The organism is Rhodoferax saidenbachensis, assembly GCF_001955715.1.
In the GTDB taxonomy this organism is placed as follows: domain Bacteria; phylum Pseudomonadota; class Gammaproteobacteria; order Burkholderiales; family Burkholderiaceae_C; genus Allorhodoferax; species Allorhodoferax saidenbachensis.
Genome location: NZ_CP019239.1, coordinates 320,142 through 334,878, shown reverse-complemented (window position 1 = coordinate 334,878; position 14,737 = coordinate 320,142). Strand labels below are relative to the sequence as shown.

The following is a 14,737-nucleotide window of genomic DNA, read 5'->3' as shown; positions in this document are numbered from 1 at the left end:
TGCTTGAATGCCCCGGGTCAATCAGATTGGAAATATCTGTGCGGAGTGGATCACTTTTGAGTGGAAAACCTTGCCCGTGTTGAATTCCGTCGAAATCTGACCCACTTAGGACAGTAATTTCCATTCAAAACTGACCCACGTAGGACCTACCCTGCTAGTTTTTAAAGCGGGGGGAATTTAGGAGTGATAAACGTGGCGACATTGAATGTCATCAGGCGTTGGGCATTGCGAGAAAACATGTCCATCCGCGAGATTTCCAGGCGTACAGGCATGGCTCGCAACACCGTAAAGAAGTACCTGCGATCAGATGAGACTGAGCCCACCTACGCAAAGCGGGTGAGCTCAAGCAAGCTCGATCCATTTGCCGAGAAGCTGGCCATCTGGCTCGGAATGGAGGCAACTAAATCGCGGAAACAGCGGCGCAATTTGAAGCAGATCTACACAGATCTAGTAGCCCTGGGCTTCGACGGATCGTATGGACGAGTGGCCGCGTTCAGTCGCAAATGGCGTGAAGAACGCCAGGAAGCGCTTAAAACTGCCGGCCGCGGTACCTTCATTCCACTGGTATTTGGACCGGGAGAGGCTTTCCAGTTCGACTGGAGTGAAGACTGGGCAGTGATTGCCGGGGAACGTACCAAGCTGCAGGTGGCGCATTTCAAGCTCAGCCATAGCCGGGCCTTCAGCGTCCGGGCCTACCTGCTGCAGACGCACGAGATGCTCTTCGACGCCCACAACCATGCCTTTGGCATGCTGGGGGGAATACCAAAGCGCGGTATCTACGACAACATGAAGACGGCGGTCGACAAAGTTCGCAGTGGCAAAGACCGGGACATCAACGCCCGCTTCAATGCCATGGTGAACCACTACCTCTTCGAGGCCGAGTTCTGCAATCCGGCTTCCGGCTGGGAAAAAGGCCAGATCGAGAAGAACGTACGTGACGCCCGCCATCGCCTTTGGCAGCCCGTGCCGGCCTTCGGCACCTTGGGCGAACTCAACGAATGGCTGGAGCTGCGCTGCAAGGCTCTCTGGAAGGAGATCGTTCATGGGAAGCTGCCAGGCACGGTTGCCGACGTTTGGGCTCAGGAAAAGCCATTCCTGATGCCGCCGCCACCCGCCTTTGACGGATTCGTCGAGCACACCAAACGCGTCTCACCCACCTGTCTCGTGACGCACGAACGCAACCGATACAGCGTGCCAGCCTCATTTGCCAACCGGCCTGTCAGCCTGCGGGTGTACGCGGATCGCCTGGTCATTGCGGCAGAAGGGATGCTGATCTGCGAGCACGAACGGATCATTGACCGACGCCACGAGGGGACAGGACGCACCGTCTATGACTGGCGCCACTACCTAGCGGTCCTGCAGCGCAAACCCGGCGCCTTGAGAAACGGAGCCCCCTTCGCTGAATTCCCGGCTTCCTTCAAGCGGCTGCAGGCTTTGCTGCTGAAGAAGCCCGGCGGAGATCGTGAGATGGTGGAAATCCTGGCACTGGTACTGCACCATGACGAGCAAGCGGTCCTGGCAGCCGTAGAGACCGCCATAGACGCTGGGGTTGCCACCAAGACCCACATTCTGAACATTCTTCACCGCCTGGTAGACGGCAAGACGGCCATCCCCGAAGTCATCGCTCCCCAAGCACTGAGGCTTGCGACTGAACCACAGGCAAATGTCGGACGGTACGACTCGCTTCGAGGGGACGACCAGAACCTGGAGGTGCGCCATGGCACGTGATTCCGCATCCAACTCCATCGTGACCCTCCTGAAGAGCCTCAAGATGCATGGCATGGCTCACGCCGTAGCCGAACTGGGTGATCAGGGTTCCCCTGCCTTCGAGGCGGCCCAGCCCATCCTCGCTCAGCTACTGAAAGCCGAAACAGCAGAACGTGAAGTACGGTCTATGGCCTACCAGATGAAGCAGGCGAAGTTCCCAGCGTACCGAGATCTGGCAGGCTTCGACTTCAGCCACAGTGAAGTGAACGAAGCCATGGTGCGCCAATTGCACCGATGCGAATTCTTGGAGAAGGCCCAAAACATCGTTTTGGTGGGTGGTCCAGGCACAGGGAAGACGCATTTGGCCACTGCCCTGGGCATCCAGGCTATTGAACATCACCATTTGCGCGTGCGATTCCTGTCCACGATCGAGTTGGTCAATGCTCTGGAAGTCGAAAAATCGACTGGAAACACAGGTCACACCGCCAACCGGTTGATGCACGTTGACCTGGTGATCCTGGATGAGCTGGGTTACTTGCCATTCAGCGAGTCGGGTGGAGCACTGCTGTTTCACCTGCTGTCCAAGCTCTACGAGAGGACCAGTGTCGTTATTACGACCAATTTGAGCTTCGGCGAGTGGGCCAGTGTCTTTGGCGATGCCAAAATGACGACGGCGCTGCTGGATCGACTCACCCACCGATGCCATATCCTTGAAACCGGAAACGACAGTTATCGGTTCAAAAACAGTACTGCAAAAACTCAACCCAAGAAGAAGGAGATCAAGAACTTATCCACAACGTGAGCACCTTGTGCACACAAATCGTGTGGGTCAAGATTTGATGGAAAGGTTGGGTCAGGGTTCAGCGCAATTCAACACCGGAGACTATGTCCATGGCTACACGAACGTTGCTGCGCAAGCACATAGCCACCGCCTGGGCAGACACATTACGAGAGGCGTATTCTGAACAACTCATTAACAGTGAGCGTGGACTGCAGGTTCATTTTTGTCACCAGTTGCTTAAGCAGTTTTCAGACGTAAATCGTCGCATCTTTGTCGAACCTTGCTTTGGAGATCACGATGGAACTCGATCTCCCGACATCATCGTTTGTCATACCCAAAGCATCATTGGCGTAATTGAATTGAAGTACTACCCTCGTGGAAGGCCAGATTACAAAAAGGATTTGCAGACTCTGACGTGGTTCTCGACGCGCGATGATGTCGAGCTTCGCAATGAAAGATATTTGGGCCCAAAGAGAGACTCCCTCAAGCGCTACAACCTTACAGCGGATGCTGTACTTTGCTGGGCGGGGGTATACAAGGGGCCCGGTCGACTTGATGTCGAGTCACACGCTGAGCATCTTGCTCGGAGTTTTATGTGTTTGCATGCAGTCACTTCGTTAAACGAGCCACCGACACTCTGGTCCTCAGAGAGAAATCATGATTTTTAGCGCGAGTGAAATGGGGCATCAATCCGCAGTCAACGACTCATAGGAAACAAGGTTGTCTGGCATGCTTTGACTTCATGTTGCGCAAACGTCAAACGCATCGCCATTTCAGAGGTTCTGAATTACCAGGCCACAGGAAATTTTGAATGCACTAAAAATTTCCTGTGATAACATTTCCGCAGGCTGCCCAAGCCTGCCGTGCACCCGTAACGCTGCGGATGGTAAACCCGGGCCTTCGTTTCTCCCGCTTGGTACCTCTTGAACTGGGCGCGGCAAGGTGCACACCGCAATGCCCACTTCTTCAGAGGTATTGCATGAACATCCCGCTTTCCGAAAACTTCACTGGTGGACGTTGGTCCGATATGTGTCGACGACTTGAGCTGCACCTTGGCAACATTCCCAAGAAATTGGGGGCCCAGTGGCATGAGAAGGTCGAAGCGCTTTTCACCGAGGCCGACTTTATGGTTGCCGGCGCCATCCTTCAGAAACCAAGAACCACTCCCGATTGGTTCGTGATTCACTATGCTCCAGCAGGGCGTCGTTTGGATGAAGAAGGAGATGGCCTAGTCTGTGCATCTTCTTGGACAGAGGCCGTAGCGGTGCTGCTTGGCGCTTGCGAAAGCAATCGAATTCTGCCCAGTCGAGTGGTTTACACCGAAGCGCCACGTAGCTTGCAGCTACTTATGGGCGACGTCCTCCTCGCGACGATCGAACCGCTTTCGGTCAAGCGCATGAGTGACAAACTTCGTCAAAGGGCCTTGAGTACGGTCTCTGGCTTGCGCGATTTCACCGATCCGAGAGCAGAATTGCTCAAGCGTGTACGCAAGTGGCCAAGCCTCGGAAACCTCGTGTCCAGTGATTCTTTGGATGTCGGCGAGATACCGCAATTTCGCCAACAAATGGCCCACCACCCTATACCGCGCGAATGGCTACAGTCAGCACGTTTGTTGTGCACCGCATGCGGAAAGACTAATCCGAGCGCATCAATGGTGCAAACCGTAGCTGCCACCGCCCTAGGTGCGCTGAGTTGGAACCACCTCGCAGAACCGTACGGGGACTACAGTGCGGGTTTGCTGCAGCCTTGGTATCTTTACAAGGACGACGGGGCCTCCGCGTTCTATGCAGACGCAATCGACGCCTTCGCCGAGTTGATAGCGCGGGCGCCGCACGAATGGATCTCAGATTGGTCAGGCGTGGAGTTCGATAGTCGGTATGGCATCGCAACAGTCGATTACGTACCGATCTATACGCTTAGTGAATATGACAAGGCCAACCCAAAACCCACAAGCGATGTGCGACAGATTTCCGTTTATTCAGTGATTCGCGCCACACCGCCTGATCACGAGCTACTCGAACGGGTAGAGAGTGCGGTGACATGCATGCCAGACAGCCTCGCAACACTCTTCTGTCTAGGCCTACCTGCAGATACGAAGGCCAAGTTGCTCGATGATCGAGCAAAACAAATCTTGATCGTGCAGGATGGGGAGTGGCGTTTTACCCGAACGGGAGTCCCCAAGGAGCACGGTACGTTTCTATGGGTGCATCGTATGGACCAGGCTGGCAACAGCATCTGGTCTGCCGCAGTGCCTACATACAAAGGGCTGTTGCAGAACCATCGCAGAACGGGAACATACGTTCTCTGTGCGGACTACGACGGAAAACATCCTGTTGCTGTTATCAGCGGGTTGAGCCCAGTAGCTGCGGACAAAATCCGAGCAAACCTGCCCGACACGACCGAAAACGGCATGGAGTTCTTTGAAGAGAAAAAGCAGCAAAGAGACCGGGAGAAATTTCAGCGACTGCTCGAACAAACTCTGTCCAGGCATTCAACCGCTTGAACTGCTTGAATCCGCTAGTAGTACTGGCGGTGAGTAGACGCACTTTTGTTGTTGTGGCGCAGAAAATATTCGACACGCTGCGGCAAGCCTTTTTGCAGCACATCCTTGCTGCAAAAAGGCTTCAAGATCGGCCAATTGCGGACACCTATCGCTAGACTAGTTCAATTCCTTGATCCGCCCCGGTCTCTCCTTCGTCTGCAGCCCCTTGGACTCCTTCTCGCGAAACAATCCGCGCGTCGATGCCCACCCGCCGGCGGCTTTCAGTGCGGCCGGTTCATGAGCTCCGCGATACCGATCATTTCGCCTCCCGCATCGTTAACGGCCTTATGCACGATATTCTGTACGGCCTCGAGGAAGCGGGGTGCCGACTTAGCTTGCATTGTTCCCGGAACGGGGGCCGCGAGTTCGTAGATTCCGCGAATCGCGCTAGCACGCCGTCCGGCCGACCCCTGCCCCTTCAGATCGAGTGCGCGCCGCCACTCCGAGAGCTGCTCTCCGACCAAGCGAGCGATCGCAAAGGAATGAAGTTCCTGAAAGACCGTTTGGCGGATCGGTGCGACAGCTTCGAGTGACTCAGCGTCGTCTTCTGGTGATCTCGTCCAGTCGAGTGGGTGGTCGAGGTAATTGGAGACCTCTTCAGCCAATCTGCCGACGAAATCGGCCACAGGCCGCAGGGAGTCATACTCCACATCCAACTCCTTGGCAATTCGTGTGTTGAGGGCCTTGACGCGGGTCCAATGCTCGCTGGAAACCGCGAGACTGCTGGCGAAGCCAAGCCTGTTGGCCCATGTACTCTGGAAACTGATAACTGCACGCTGCACAGCGAAGCCCAGCGTCGTCGCATCGTACTTTGGTGTTATTTTTGGCGCGCAAGGCAACTGAATCGAGTCTTCGAACTGCTGGAACAGCGCCTCCATCTGCGTGACAACGCCGCGAGGCAGTTGGGCAATGGACAGCCCACCAAGCATGAAACATCGATCGTCGATGGTGCGTTCGATAGCGGTCACGATCGGTCCGTTGAGAACGTCCCTGAGTCTCGTGAGATAGTTGTGCAGTGATGCTAGGACATGGGCTTTCTTGTCCGCGAACTTTGGCAAGTTCGCACCCTTGACCTGATCAAAATGGGTGAACGCGATAGACAGCTTACCGTAGTGACCGCTGGCGGCCACCGCACGTACGACAGCTTGTGCAGCCGCCTGGATAGGCTGCTCGGCATTGTCGACGAGCAGGATGACATCGACATCGCTGAAGCGCGCCGTGATATGGGTTGTAACGCTACTGGAGGACTCCGGCGTGTGACCAAGACCTTGGCCATCTAAATAAACGATCCGCGGCTTGTGCTGAGTGAACGTCGACCAGAACGGCCCCTCTACTCGGATTCCATCGACCAGCGGCGTCAAGAGGCGGCCAAACTCCGGTGCATAGTTGCTGGAGAACCACCGAACTTGGCGAAGGAAATCTTCGCGATTGGAAGATTGGTAGGTCCAGAGCTCCGGCCAGCGCGCTGAGCGGCCATGCCAGGTGAGGGAGCCCGTAGTAAGTTGGTTGAAGCGCTGCCGAATCGCATCCATGATATCTAAGACGAGGTCGCGAAACTCGTCCTCGTCCTGCAACTCGCTCTGAAACCACTCCAAGGCGAACTGATCGTCATCAAGCTGAGACATTTCAGATCCAAGCAGTTCCGCACGGATGATCTGAGCTTGATGGTCGGTCATCCGCCTAATCCGACCGACATATCCTTGGAGCTCCCCCTGCAGTGCTCGCATCTCTTCCGCATCAACGCCTCCGACATCGCTCATCGCCACCATTGCAGTCCCCGCCTGGGTGCCAAAGTCCCAGTTGCTCTCGTCCTCCTCCACGTCGCCGGACACGGTGCCCCAGGACCCCAACACGTAGCTGAGACGAAACCGTTGATCGGCGTGGTGCAGAAGCCGGTCTGCGATCTTGTCGTCGGGCATCTTCTCCCAGACCGCTGTTGCGGCCGCAATCACGCAATCCTCCACATTGGCCTGGATCGCGTGCTCGGAGAAAAAGGTGACCGCCGCTTTGTAGGGTCCCTCACTGGGGATGACCTCAATATCCGACACGGTAGTTTTGGCGGTAGAGGTGGAGGGGAAACGATCCCTCTCCGGATCGGAACCGATGAAGTGACGCAGCAGTGAGGTCTTGCCAGCACCGGTGGTGCCAACGAACAGTACCCGGGCATAGCCATCAGTGCGATCCGGCAATCGGATGAAGCTATCGCGCAATACTGACGAGGCTGTTGCGCCGGCCTGCAGACCGTCGTAAAAGGCGTCCACAACCACGGTCGCAAATGTCCCGAGCGCTTGGGTGTAGCGGTTCGCGTTCCACCAGCCCTCATCTGCCAGCAACTGGTTCATCTGCTCGACCAGGCCCCTAGCCTCGGTCTCGTCGGTCGTTCCAAGTCCACGCCGCACTTTAAGTCCGAGTTTGCCTTTGGCATCCTGGCGACACGGATGCCGAAAGGTAATGTTGAACCCAGGGCGATCTTTGCTGGGTGAGAGGGAGGCGGTATAAGCCATGGGAGCAGTCCTGGCGAGTTCACTTACGCTGCAGGTGAGCGTCGAGCGTGGTTTGATCAACTCGGGTGAAGACTTGGAGTCCGCCGGCATTGATGGGGTCTAGCATGAAAGCCATCACGGCGTCCGTGGTACACAAGTGGTCGAACAGTCGACCCATCAGCGACTGGCTGTGGATGTCAGCCGACGCAGCGCAAATCCATGACAACAATTCCAGCAACTGGGCGCGACGCGCCCTCAGGCGATCAAGCATCTCCGTCCAGTGCGGACGTCCATGCGACCAATTTTCGGGCCAAATAGGGCCACGGTGCGCGATGCGGTTACGCAGCCGTTGCAAGTCTTTGCAGCGAGCGATCGCGTCCTCGCGCGCGTTCGAGTGCTTCCAGTGTTTGCGGTGGCGATTGGGGTGATCGGGAAAAACGTCGTTGAATGTGTCCTGTTGCTGCTTGTTGGTCAACTGCGACTCGAGAATGTTCGGCCAGACTCCCAGCGAAAGCTCCGCTACGACTCGGTCGGGCGATGGCGGATTTGTCAAAAGCATGCCGTTCTTAATCAGCAGGTCTTCGACCTTGGCAAGCGTCTCGCCTTCAAGCGTCTTCCAACCCAGACGTTGGTCGTACCAGGGGTACGATTTTGAAGGCTGCAGACTCGCATGTACGCTGGCCTGTCGCGACAGACTAGCGTGGATTCGGTTGCGCAGCGCCACTTCGCTCGTACAGATCAACGGCTGTAAGGCTGCAGCCATCGCCTGTCCCCAGAGAACCGCACCGACGGTTTCATCGTCGCTCTGTGTGCGAAACAGATTACGGTAGATCCCAACACGCGGGACAGACAACGCGTCCAAAAACAGCGCGGCGCTCATTTGACGTCCCTCAGGGCATGCGTTATACTTATTCTCATAAGCGGCAGAGATCCCACTCCCACACCTAGCCACGCTGGGTTCCATAGGTTCGCGAGAACTGAAAGTTGGTGATGCCCCTGTTCGTACCAGAGCCAACGCCACCTTCGGGTGGCGTTGTGCTTTATGACATTCCACTTTTGATTCGTCCCAGCCACACCATCATGCAGCGGAAGCCAAGAAGTGGAAACGCCGGCGTGGCTCTGTTGTGACATGTTGTTCCAATTATAACTCAAAACCGGATGCTCTGGAACATCGCGGAACAACGCCACATAAATTTCGCTCTGGCAACCACTCACTGCCGATGGCGACGACCTTAACAAGAGACAGTACTGTGTTCAGCAGTAGGTCACACTTCTGGGTGTACGGACTGCGCCTTCTCTGTACGACTTTCCAGAAGCCGTTGAGCGTACTGCTTGGCGCAGGTTAGGATCGATGCGCTATTTCTGATCGGATGCGGTTACTAACCTTTGCTGCACTTATCGCCTTGGCATGAAGTCACGGCATTGACAGACAATTTTTGCTCAATTCGTCTTTGAGTTCCGCTCAGGAACTGTGCCGTAGGTAGACCCTCTGAAATTTGCAGGACTAGAATGCAAGAGCCATCCGCGGACTTGGCCGTAGTGCAACCGCCTAAACAGTCTCACTAACTTGTAGATACGTTCGCATTAACTCATGATGAAAGTGCGCAAATACGGCCGAGTTGTCGCAAATTGATAGCTTTCTTCACAGGAACGTCCGTCGCCTGAACCTTGGCACCTGCGGGAACTCTCGAGAGACACGCATGGCAAAGACAGAAAACAGCCCGGGCCTGCCAGCATCGGAACTGATCTCCAAACGCATCGCCGACCTCGGCGACTGGCGCGGCGAAACGCTGGCCCGCATGCGCAAGCTGATCCAGCAGGCTGCCCCTGATGTCGTCGAGACGTGGAAGTGGATGGGCACACCGGTGTGGGAATACAACGGCATCCTTTGCACCGGTGAAACCTACAAAGACAAGGTGAAGCTGACCTTCATGAAAGGCGCCTCATTGAAGGACCCCACCGGCCTCTTCAATTCCAGCCTTGACGGCAATGCACGCCGCGCGCTGGATATCTTTGAAGGGGATGAAGTGGATGCGGACGCCTTCAAGGCGCTGATCCGCGAAGCGGTTGCGCTCAACAGTGCGGCCAAGCCTGCGAAGAAGGCAAAAGCCTAACGCGTTCAGTCGAACAGGCTTTTACCCGCCCTTAGGCTTCCCAAACCCACCCTCCACCCAGGCCACCGCACTGCTGCGGTTCAGCTTGAACGAAGGCCCCACACGCACCTCAGCCAGCAGATCGTCGCCCTCATCCCGCGCGCTCAACGTCGCCGAAGGGTTGTCTTCATCGGGCTCAATGTCCAGATGCACCGTCACGCGGGCCCCACCGGCAGTCACCGCAATACTCTGGTGCAACGACGCATGCAACTGCTGTTCACTGCGGCGCACAAACTCACTCGCGGTTTTCACCAGTGTGCTGAACGCATTGCTGTCCAGCGGCTTGGGGTTCTTTTTGTCGCGGCCCATGGTCCAGGGGCCTACGAGGGCGGGCTCGGACTGGCCGTCTTTGGTCATGGCGACGGCCCAGCCGTCATCGTCTTCGTTTTTGATGACCTGGGCGGTCCAGCCGTCGCTGCGCCAGGTGCGGGGTTCTTGGATTTTTTCGGGGGTGTCGGACACGGATAGAGCGCTGTCGCGCGGTTGTAACTGAGGGAGCTGTGGGGCTATGGCTGGGCAGATAGTATCTACCCCCATGAACTACCACGCCAAACCCGAACGTTACAACGGCACCGTGCCCTACCGCTATTGCGGCAAAAGCGGACTCAAGCTCCCTGCAGTGTCGCTGGGCCTGTGGCACAACTTTGGCGATGCCACGCCCATGGAAGCGCAGCGCCAGATGCTGCGCACGGCTTTCGATCTGGGCATCACCCACTTCGACCTGGCCAACAACTACGGCCCGCCCTTTGGCAGCGCCGAGACCAATTTTGGCGAACACCTGCGCCGCGATTTCAAGCCCTACCGCGACGAGCTGATCATCTCCAGCAAAGCTGGCTACGACATGTGGCCCGGCCCCTACGGTCAGGGCGGCGGAAGCCGCAAGTACGTGCTGGCCAGCCTGGACCAGAGCCTGAAGCGCATGGGCCTGGACTATGTGGACATCTTCTACAGCCACCGCTTTGACCCCGACACTCCGCTCGAAGAAACCATGGGTGCACTGGCCACAGCCGTACAACAGGGCAAGGCGCTGTACGTAGGCATCAGCAGCTACTCGGCCGCCAAGACGCGCGAGGCTGCGGCCATTCTGAAAAGCATGGGCGTGCGGGCGCTGATCCACCAGCCGTCGTACAGCCTGCTGAACCGCTGGATTGAGGAAGACCTGCTCAATGCACTGGACGACACCGGCATGGGCTGCATTGCCTTCAGCGCGCTGGCGCAGGGCCTGCTGACCAACAAGTACTTGAACGGTGTGCCCGCAGACGCGCGCATCAACCGGCCCGGCGGTGGCTCCTTCAACAAGGACCATTTGAGCGATGCCAACCTGAAACATGTGCGCGCCCTCAACGACATTGCGCAAGCCCGCGGCCAAAGCCTGGCGCAGATGGCTACGGCCTGGGTGCTACGCGATGCACGCGTCACCTCTGCGTTGATTGGCGCCAGCAAGCCCGAGCAGATCGTCGACCTGGTGGGCGCCATGCAAAAGCTGGACTTCACCGCCGACGAGCTGGCCGCGATTGACCAGCACGCGGTGGACGGCGGCATCAATCTGTGGAAGCGCCCTTCCACCGACCAGCGCCTGTCCTGAGCCTGTCGAAGCGGCCTGGCCTGATCCATGCACCCTGCCCACGGCTCCCTGTCGCTGCGCCAGTACGGCCCCTCACCGGGCAGCCATGCGCACGACCACTTTCAGGTGCTTCTGGGCCTGGACGGCACGCTGGAGCTGGAGGTGGACGGCCGAGGGCAGCGCATTACTGCGGGCGGTGGATGCGTGATAGCGCCTGGCGCGCGGCACGACTTTGAGGCCCGGCACAACGCCCGCTGCCTGGTGCTGGACACGGCCCAACCTGACTGGGCGAGCGCCGTGGATGCACCGGTGCAACCCGCCACCGCGCTGGCACTGGCGCAGTACCTGCAACTGGCGCTGACCCAGAAAGACAGCCTAGCCCAGCACTACGGCCCGCTGTTGCTGCTGGACTGCTGGCGTGCGCCCCTGGCCCGCCCCACGCGCAGCCAGCGCCGCATTGACTGGCGCAACCTGACGGCATGGTGCGAGCGCCAGCTGCACACGCCACTGACGGTAGCCGATCTGGCGCAGCAGGTGTTTCTAAGCCCCACCCAGTTCGCGGTGCGCTGCCAGCAGGACACCGGCATGCGCCCCATGCAGTGGCTGCGCGACCTGCGGCTGCAACGCGCCCGCACGCTGCGCGCGCAAGGGCTGGCCATGGCCGAGATTGCGCGGCGTTGCGGCTACCAGTCGGCATCGGCCCTCACCGCGGCCCTGCGCCACAACGCACTGCACTAAAGACCGGCGTTTGGCGACGCATAACCGTCGTCCAAAGCAGGCTCCAGCGGCTAAGCTTGCGGCCATGCAAGCTTCCCTCTTCGCCCTCGCCGCCATTGCCCTGTGGGGCTCCCTCGCCCCGCTCGGTGTCTCGCTGACCCATGTGCCGCCGTTTTTGCTGACCGGCTGTGCGCTGCTCATTGGCAGCCTGATCGGGTTGGTGCTCTCCAAGGGCCGATTGCAACAGTGGAAGGTGCCCGCTGCCACGCTGGCGCTGGGCGTGTATGGGCTGTTTGGCTTTCACTTTCTGCTGTTCATCGCACTGCGCCACGCGCCGCCGGTACAGGCCAATCTGGTGAACTACCTGTGGCCACTGGGCATTGTGCTGATGGCACCGCTGTTTTTGCCTGGCACCCGATTGCACGGCCTGCACATTGCGGCGGCTTTTCTGGGGTTTGCCGGTGCGGCGCTGGCAATTGTGGGCGGGCGCGACCTGCAAGGTGGCTTTGCCTGGGGTTATGTGCCCGCGCTGGCTTCGGCGTTCGTGTGGGCCAGTTACTCGCTGCTCACCAAACGGGTGCCGGCGTTTCCCAGTGCGGCCATTGGCCTGTTCGGGCTGGTGTCGGGCCTGTTCTCGCTCGTGTGCCATGCGCTGCTGGAAACGCCGGTGACGCTGAGCCAACACGACTGGCTGCTGCTGGCCGCCATGGGCCTGGGGCCGCTGGGCGGCGCGTTTTACCTGTGGGATGCGGCGCTCAAGCGCGGGGACGCGCGGCAGATTGGGGTGTTGTCTTTCCTCACACCGCTGCTCTCCACGCTGGCGCTGCTGTGGGTGCGCTCCGAGGTGCCCAGCCTGTCGGTGGTGCTGGCTGCCGCCATGATTATTGGAGCCGCAGTACTGGGCTCACGCGCTGGAAAATAAGTGCCAAATAGGGCTCCAGCCCTTATGGAATATGCGCGAGCAGCTACCGAATTAATAGCATTCAGGGCAGCGCCATCGCCAGCGCCGGGTCCTCAGCGGTACACACGCGCCGTGCCCACGCTTCGAGGGTGCTGGTGTCGGCACGCAAAATTTCCTGCTTGACGGCCAGTATCTGCGCCGGGTGCATGGAGAAGCTGCGCAGGCCCAGGCCCAGCAGCAGGCGTGTCAGCGTCACGTCACCCGCCATCTCGCCGCACACCGCCACTTCCTTGCCCTGCGCGCGGCATTCGGCAATGGTGTCGGCCACCAGCTTGAGCACGGCCGGGTGCAGTGGGTCGTACAGATGCGCCACCGATTCGTCAGCCCGGTCGATCGCCAGCGTGTACTGGATCAAATCGTTGGTGCCGATGGACAGGAAATCAAAGTACTTGAGAAAGAGCTGCAGGCTCAACGCCGCGGCGGGGATCTCGATCATCGCGCCCAGCTTCACGTTGCCATAGGCCACGCCGCGGTTGTCCAGGTGGGCACGCGCATGGTCGATGTGGGCCAGCGTCTGGCGGATCTCGCGCGCATGGGCCAGCATGGGCACCAGCAGATGCACGGGCCCATGGGCGGCAGCGCGCAGGATGGCGCGCAACTGCGTCAAAAACATGGCCGGGTCGGCCAGGCTCCAGCGGATGGCGCGCAGGCCCAGCGCCGGGTTCAGGTGGGCGTTGTCACGCACCGAATCGTCCAGCGGTTTATCGGCGCCCACATCCACGGTGCGGATGGTCACGGGCAGGCCGTTCATGCCTTCCACGGCGCGTTTGTAGGCCTGGTACTGCTCTTCTTCGTCGGGCAGGCGGCCTTGGCGGCCCATGAACAAAAACTCGCTGCGGAACAGCCCCACGCCCTGGGCACCCGCCTTGAGTGCGCCCAGCGCGTCTTCGGGCATTTCGATGTTGGCCAGCAGCTGGATCTTCTGGCCGTCCATGGTGACGGCCGGTGTGTGCAGCAGGCGCTGCAGGCGGCCGCGCTCCAGCTCGCCCTGGCGTTGCTTGAAACCGTATTCCGCCAAGATGATGGGAGACGGGTCGACGATGACCACACCGGCGTCGCCGTCGATGATGACCCAGTCGTCCTGGCGCACCAACTGGCTGCTGGTGCGGGCCCCCACCACGGCAGGAATGTCCATGCTGCGCGCAACGATGGCGGTGTGCGAGGTCTTGCCGCCGACATCGGTGATGAAGCCAGCAAACACGCTTTGCTTGAACTGCAGCATGTCGGCGGGCGACAAATCATGGGCAATCAACACCAGCGGCACGTCCACCGTGTCGTCCAGCAGCAGGTCCTGCTGCGAGGGCTTGCGTGGCCCGCGCGGGTTGGTGGCCATGATGGGCGAGGCCGCCCCTTTCATGGCGCGCAGGATGCGCTCGACGATTTGCTCTAGGTCCGCCTTGCGCTCGCGCAGGTAGGCGTCTTCCATCTCGTCAAACTGGCGCGCAATGATTTCCAGCTGAGTGGTCAGCGCCCACTCGGCGTTGTACAGCCGCTCGGTAATCCAGTGTTTCACGCCGCCGATCAACTCAACATCCTGCAGCAACATCAGGTGCACATCGAGCAGCGCAGTGAGTTCGTGCGGTGCCTCTTTGGGCCCCATCAGCGTGATGCTTTTTTGCAGGCGATGGATTTCGTTGACCACCGCATCACGCCCGGCGCGCACGCGGTCAATCTCGGTTTCGGTCTGGTCCGCAGCGATGAAGTAATGCGCCACATCCACGCGGCTGGACGCCACCAGCACGGCACGCCCGATGGCAACGCCGCGGGAAACCGCCAGGCCGTGGATAGAGAAAGTCATGCCCCCACGCTCCCCGCTGCGCGTGGTTCGC

At 59.0% G+C, this 14,737-nt stretch carries 11 protein-coding genes; 7 read left to right on the top strand and 4 right to left on the bottom strand.

The annotated features are described in order from the left end of the window. Positions 1-183 precede the first annotated feature (183 nt). The 3 genes from istA (at position 184) to RS694_RS01640 (ending at position 4,991) form a co-directional block, all read left to right on the top strand. A complete protein-coding gene (gene istA / locus RS694_RS01650) occupies positions 184-1,728 on the top strand; it encodes an IS21 family transposase (protein ID WP_029708150.1) in 1,545 nt (514 codons plus the stop codon). After that, the gene (istB, locus tag RS694_RS01645) at positions 1,718-2,509 is read left to right on the top strand and encodes an IS21-like element helper ATPase IstB (protein WP_029708149.1); all 792 of its coding nucleotides are present in this window, start codon (positions 1,718-1,720) and stop codon (positions 2,507-2,509) included. Before istA ends, istB begins: the two co-directional genes overlap by 11 nt. Before the next feature lie 958 nt (positions 2,510-3,467). Then, positions 3,468-4,991 carry a hypothetical protein gene (locus tag RS694_RS01640; RefSeq protein ID WP_037247484.1) on the top strand — a complete coding sequence of 508 codons (1,524 nt, stop codon included), beginning with the start codon at positions 3,468-3,470 and terminating at the stop codon, positions 4,989-4,991. Positions 4,992-5,251: 260 nt separating this feature from the next. Here RS694_RS01640 and RS694_RS01635 read toward each other — a convergent pair whose 3' ends face one another. Next, positions 5,252-7,534, bottom strand: a complete 2,283-nt coding sequence (locus RS694_RS01635; RefSeq protein ID WP_051391925.1) for a hypothetical protein — start codon at positions 7,532-7,534, stop codon at positions 5,252-5,254. Positions 7,535-7,553: 19 nt separating this feature from the next. Beyond that, positions 7,554-8,393, bottom strand: a complete 840-nt coding sequence (locus RS694_RS01630) for a hypothetical protein (protein WP_037247482.1) — start codon at positions 8,391-8,393, stop codon at positions 7,554-7,556. A gap of 820 nt (positions 8,394-9,213) precedes the next feature. Between RS694_RS01630 and RS694_RS01625 the strand changes: the two genes are divergently transcribed. Beyond that, positions 9,214-9,627, top strand: a complete 414-nt coding sequence (locus RS694_RS01625) for a DUF1801 domain-containing protein (RefSeq protein WP_029708141.1) — start codon at positions 9,214-9,216, stop codon at positions 9,625-9,627. Positions 9,628-9,648: 21 nt separating this feature from the next. On the opposite strand, the gene RS694_RS01620 is transcribed toward RS694_RS01625, so the two are convergent. Further along, positions 9,649-10,203, bottom strand: coding sequence for a hypothetical protein (locus RS694_RS01620; protein ID WP_029708140.1), 555 nt, complete (start codon positions 10,201-10,203; stop codon positions 9,649-9,651). On the opposite strand from RS694_RS01620, the gene mgrA reads away from it, so the two are divergent. From mgrA to RS694_RS01605, 3 genes are all read left to right on the top strand, one after another. Then, complete coding sequence (gene mgrA / locus RS694_RS01615; RefSeq protein WP_029708139.1) at positions 10,202-11,251, top strand: L-glyceraldehyde 3-phosphate reductase; 1,050 nt, start codon at positions 10,202-10,204, stop codon at positions 11,249-11,251. The genes RS694_RS01620 and mgrA overlap by 2 nt on opposite strands. A 27-nt stretch (positions 11,252-11,278) precedes the next feature. Beyond that, positions 11,279-11,968 carry a helix-turn-helix domain-containing protein gene (locus RS694_RS01610; protein ID WP_029708138.1) on the top strand — a complete coding sequence of 230 codons (690 nt, stop codon included), beginning with the start codon at positions 11,279-11,281 and terminating at the stop codon, positions 11,966-11,968. A 64-nt stretch (positions 11,969-12,032) separates the two neighbouring features. After that, the gene (locus tag RS694_RS01605; protein WP_029708137.1) at positions 12,033-12,869 is read left to right on the top strand and encodes a DMT family transporter; all 837 of its coding nucleotides are present in this window, start codon (positions 12,033-12,035) and stop codon (positions 12,867-12,869) included. Between the two features lie 61 nt (positions 12,870-12,930). Here the strand turns inward: RS694_RS01605 and ptsP are convergent, their stop codons facing one another. Continuing rightward, positions 12,931-14,706 carry a phosphoenolpyruvate--protein phosphotransferase gene (gene ptsP / locus RS694_RS01600; RefSeq protein WP_029708136.1) on the bottom strand — a complete coding sequence of 592 codons (1,776 nt, stop codon included), beginning with the start codon at positions 14,704-14,706 and terminating at the stop codon, positions 12,931-12,933. Positions 14,707-14,737: the final 31 nt, after the last annotated feature.

Coding starts and splice junctions, on each gene's coding strand:
- istB (WP_029708149.1), top strand. CDS start 1,718: ATGGCACGTGATTCCGCATCCAACTCCATCGTGACCCTCCTGAAGAGC.
- RS694_RS01640 (WP_037247484.1), top strand. CDS start 3,468: ATGAACATCCCGCTTTCCGAAAACTTCACTGGTGGACGTTGGTCCGAT.
- RS694_RS01635 (WP_051391925.1), bottom strand. CDS start 7,534: ATGGCTTATACCGCCTCCCTCTCACCCAGCAAAGATCGCCCTGGGTTC.
- RS694_RS01630 (WP_037247482.1), bottom strand. CDS start 8,393: ATGAGCGCCGCGCTGTTTTTGGACGCGTTGTCTGTCCCGCGTGTTGGG.
- RS694_RS01625 (WP_029708141.1), top strand. CDS start 9,214: ATGGCAAAGACAGAAAACAGCCCGGGCCTGCCAGCATCGGAACTGATC.
- mgrA (WP_029708139.1), top strand. CDS start 10,202: ATGAACTACCACGCCAAACCCGAACGTTACAACGGCACCGTGCCCTAC.
- RS694_RS01620 (WP_029708140.1), bottom strand. CDS start 10,203: ATGGGGGTAGATACTATCTGCCCAGCCATAGCCCCACAGCTCCCTCAG.
- RS694_RS01610 (WP_029708138.1), top strand. CDS start 11,279: ATGCACCCTGCCCACGGCTCCCTGTCGCTGCGCCAGTACGGCCCCTCA.
- RS694_RS01605 (WP_029708137.1), top strand. CDS start 12,033: ATGCAAGCTTCCCTCTTCGCCCTCGCCGCCATTGCCCTGTGGGGCTCC.
- ptsP (WP_029708136.1), bottom strand. CDS start 14,706: ATGACTTTCTCTATCCACGGCCTGGCGGTTTCCCGCGGCGTTGCCATC.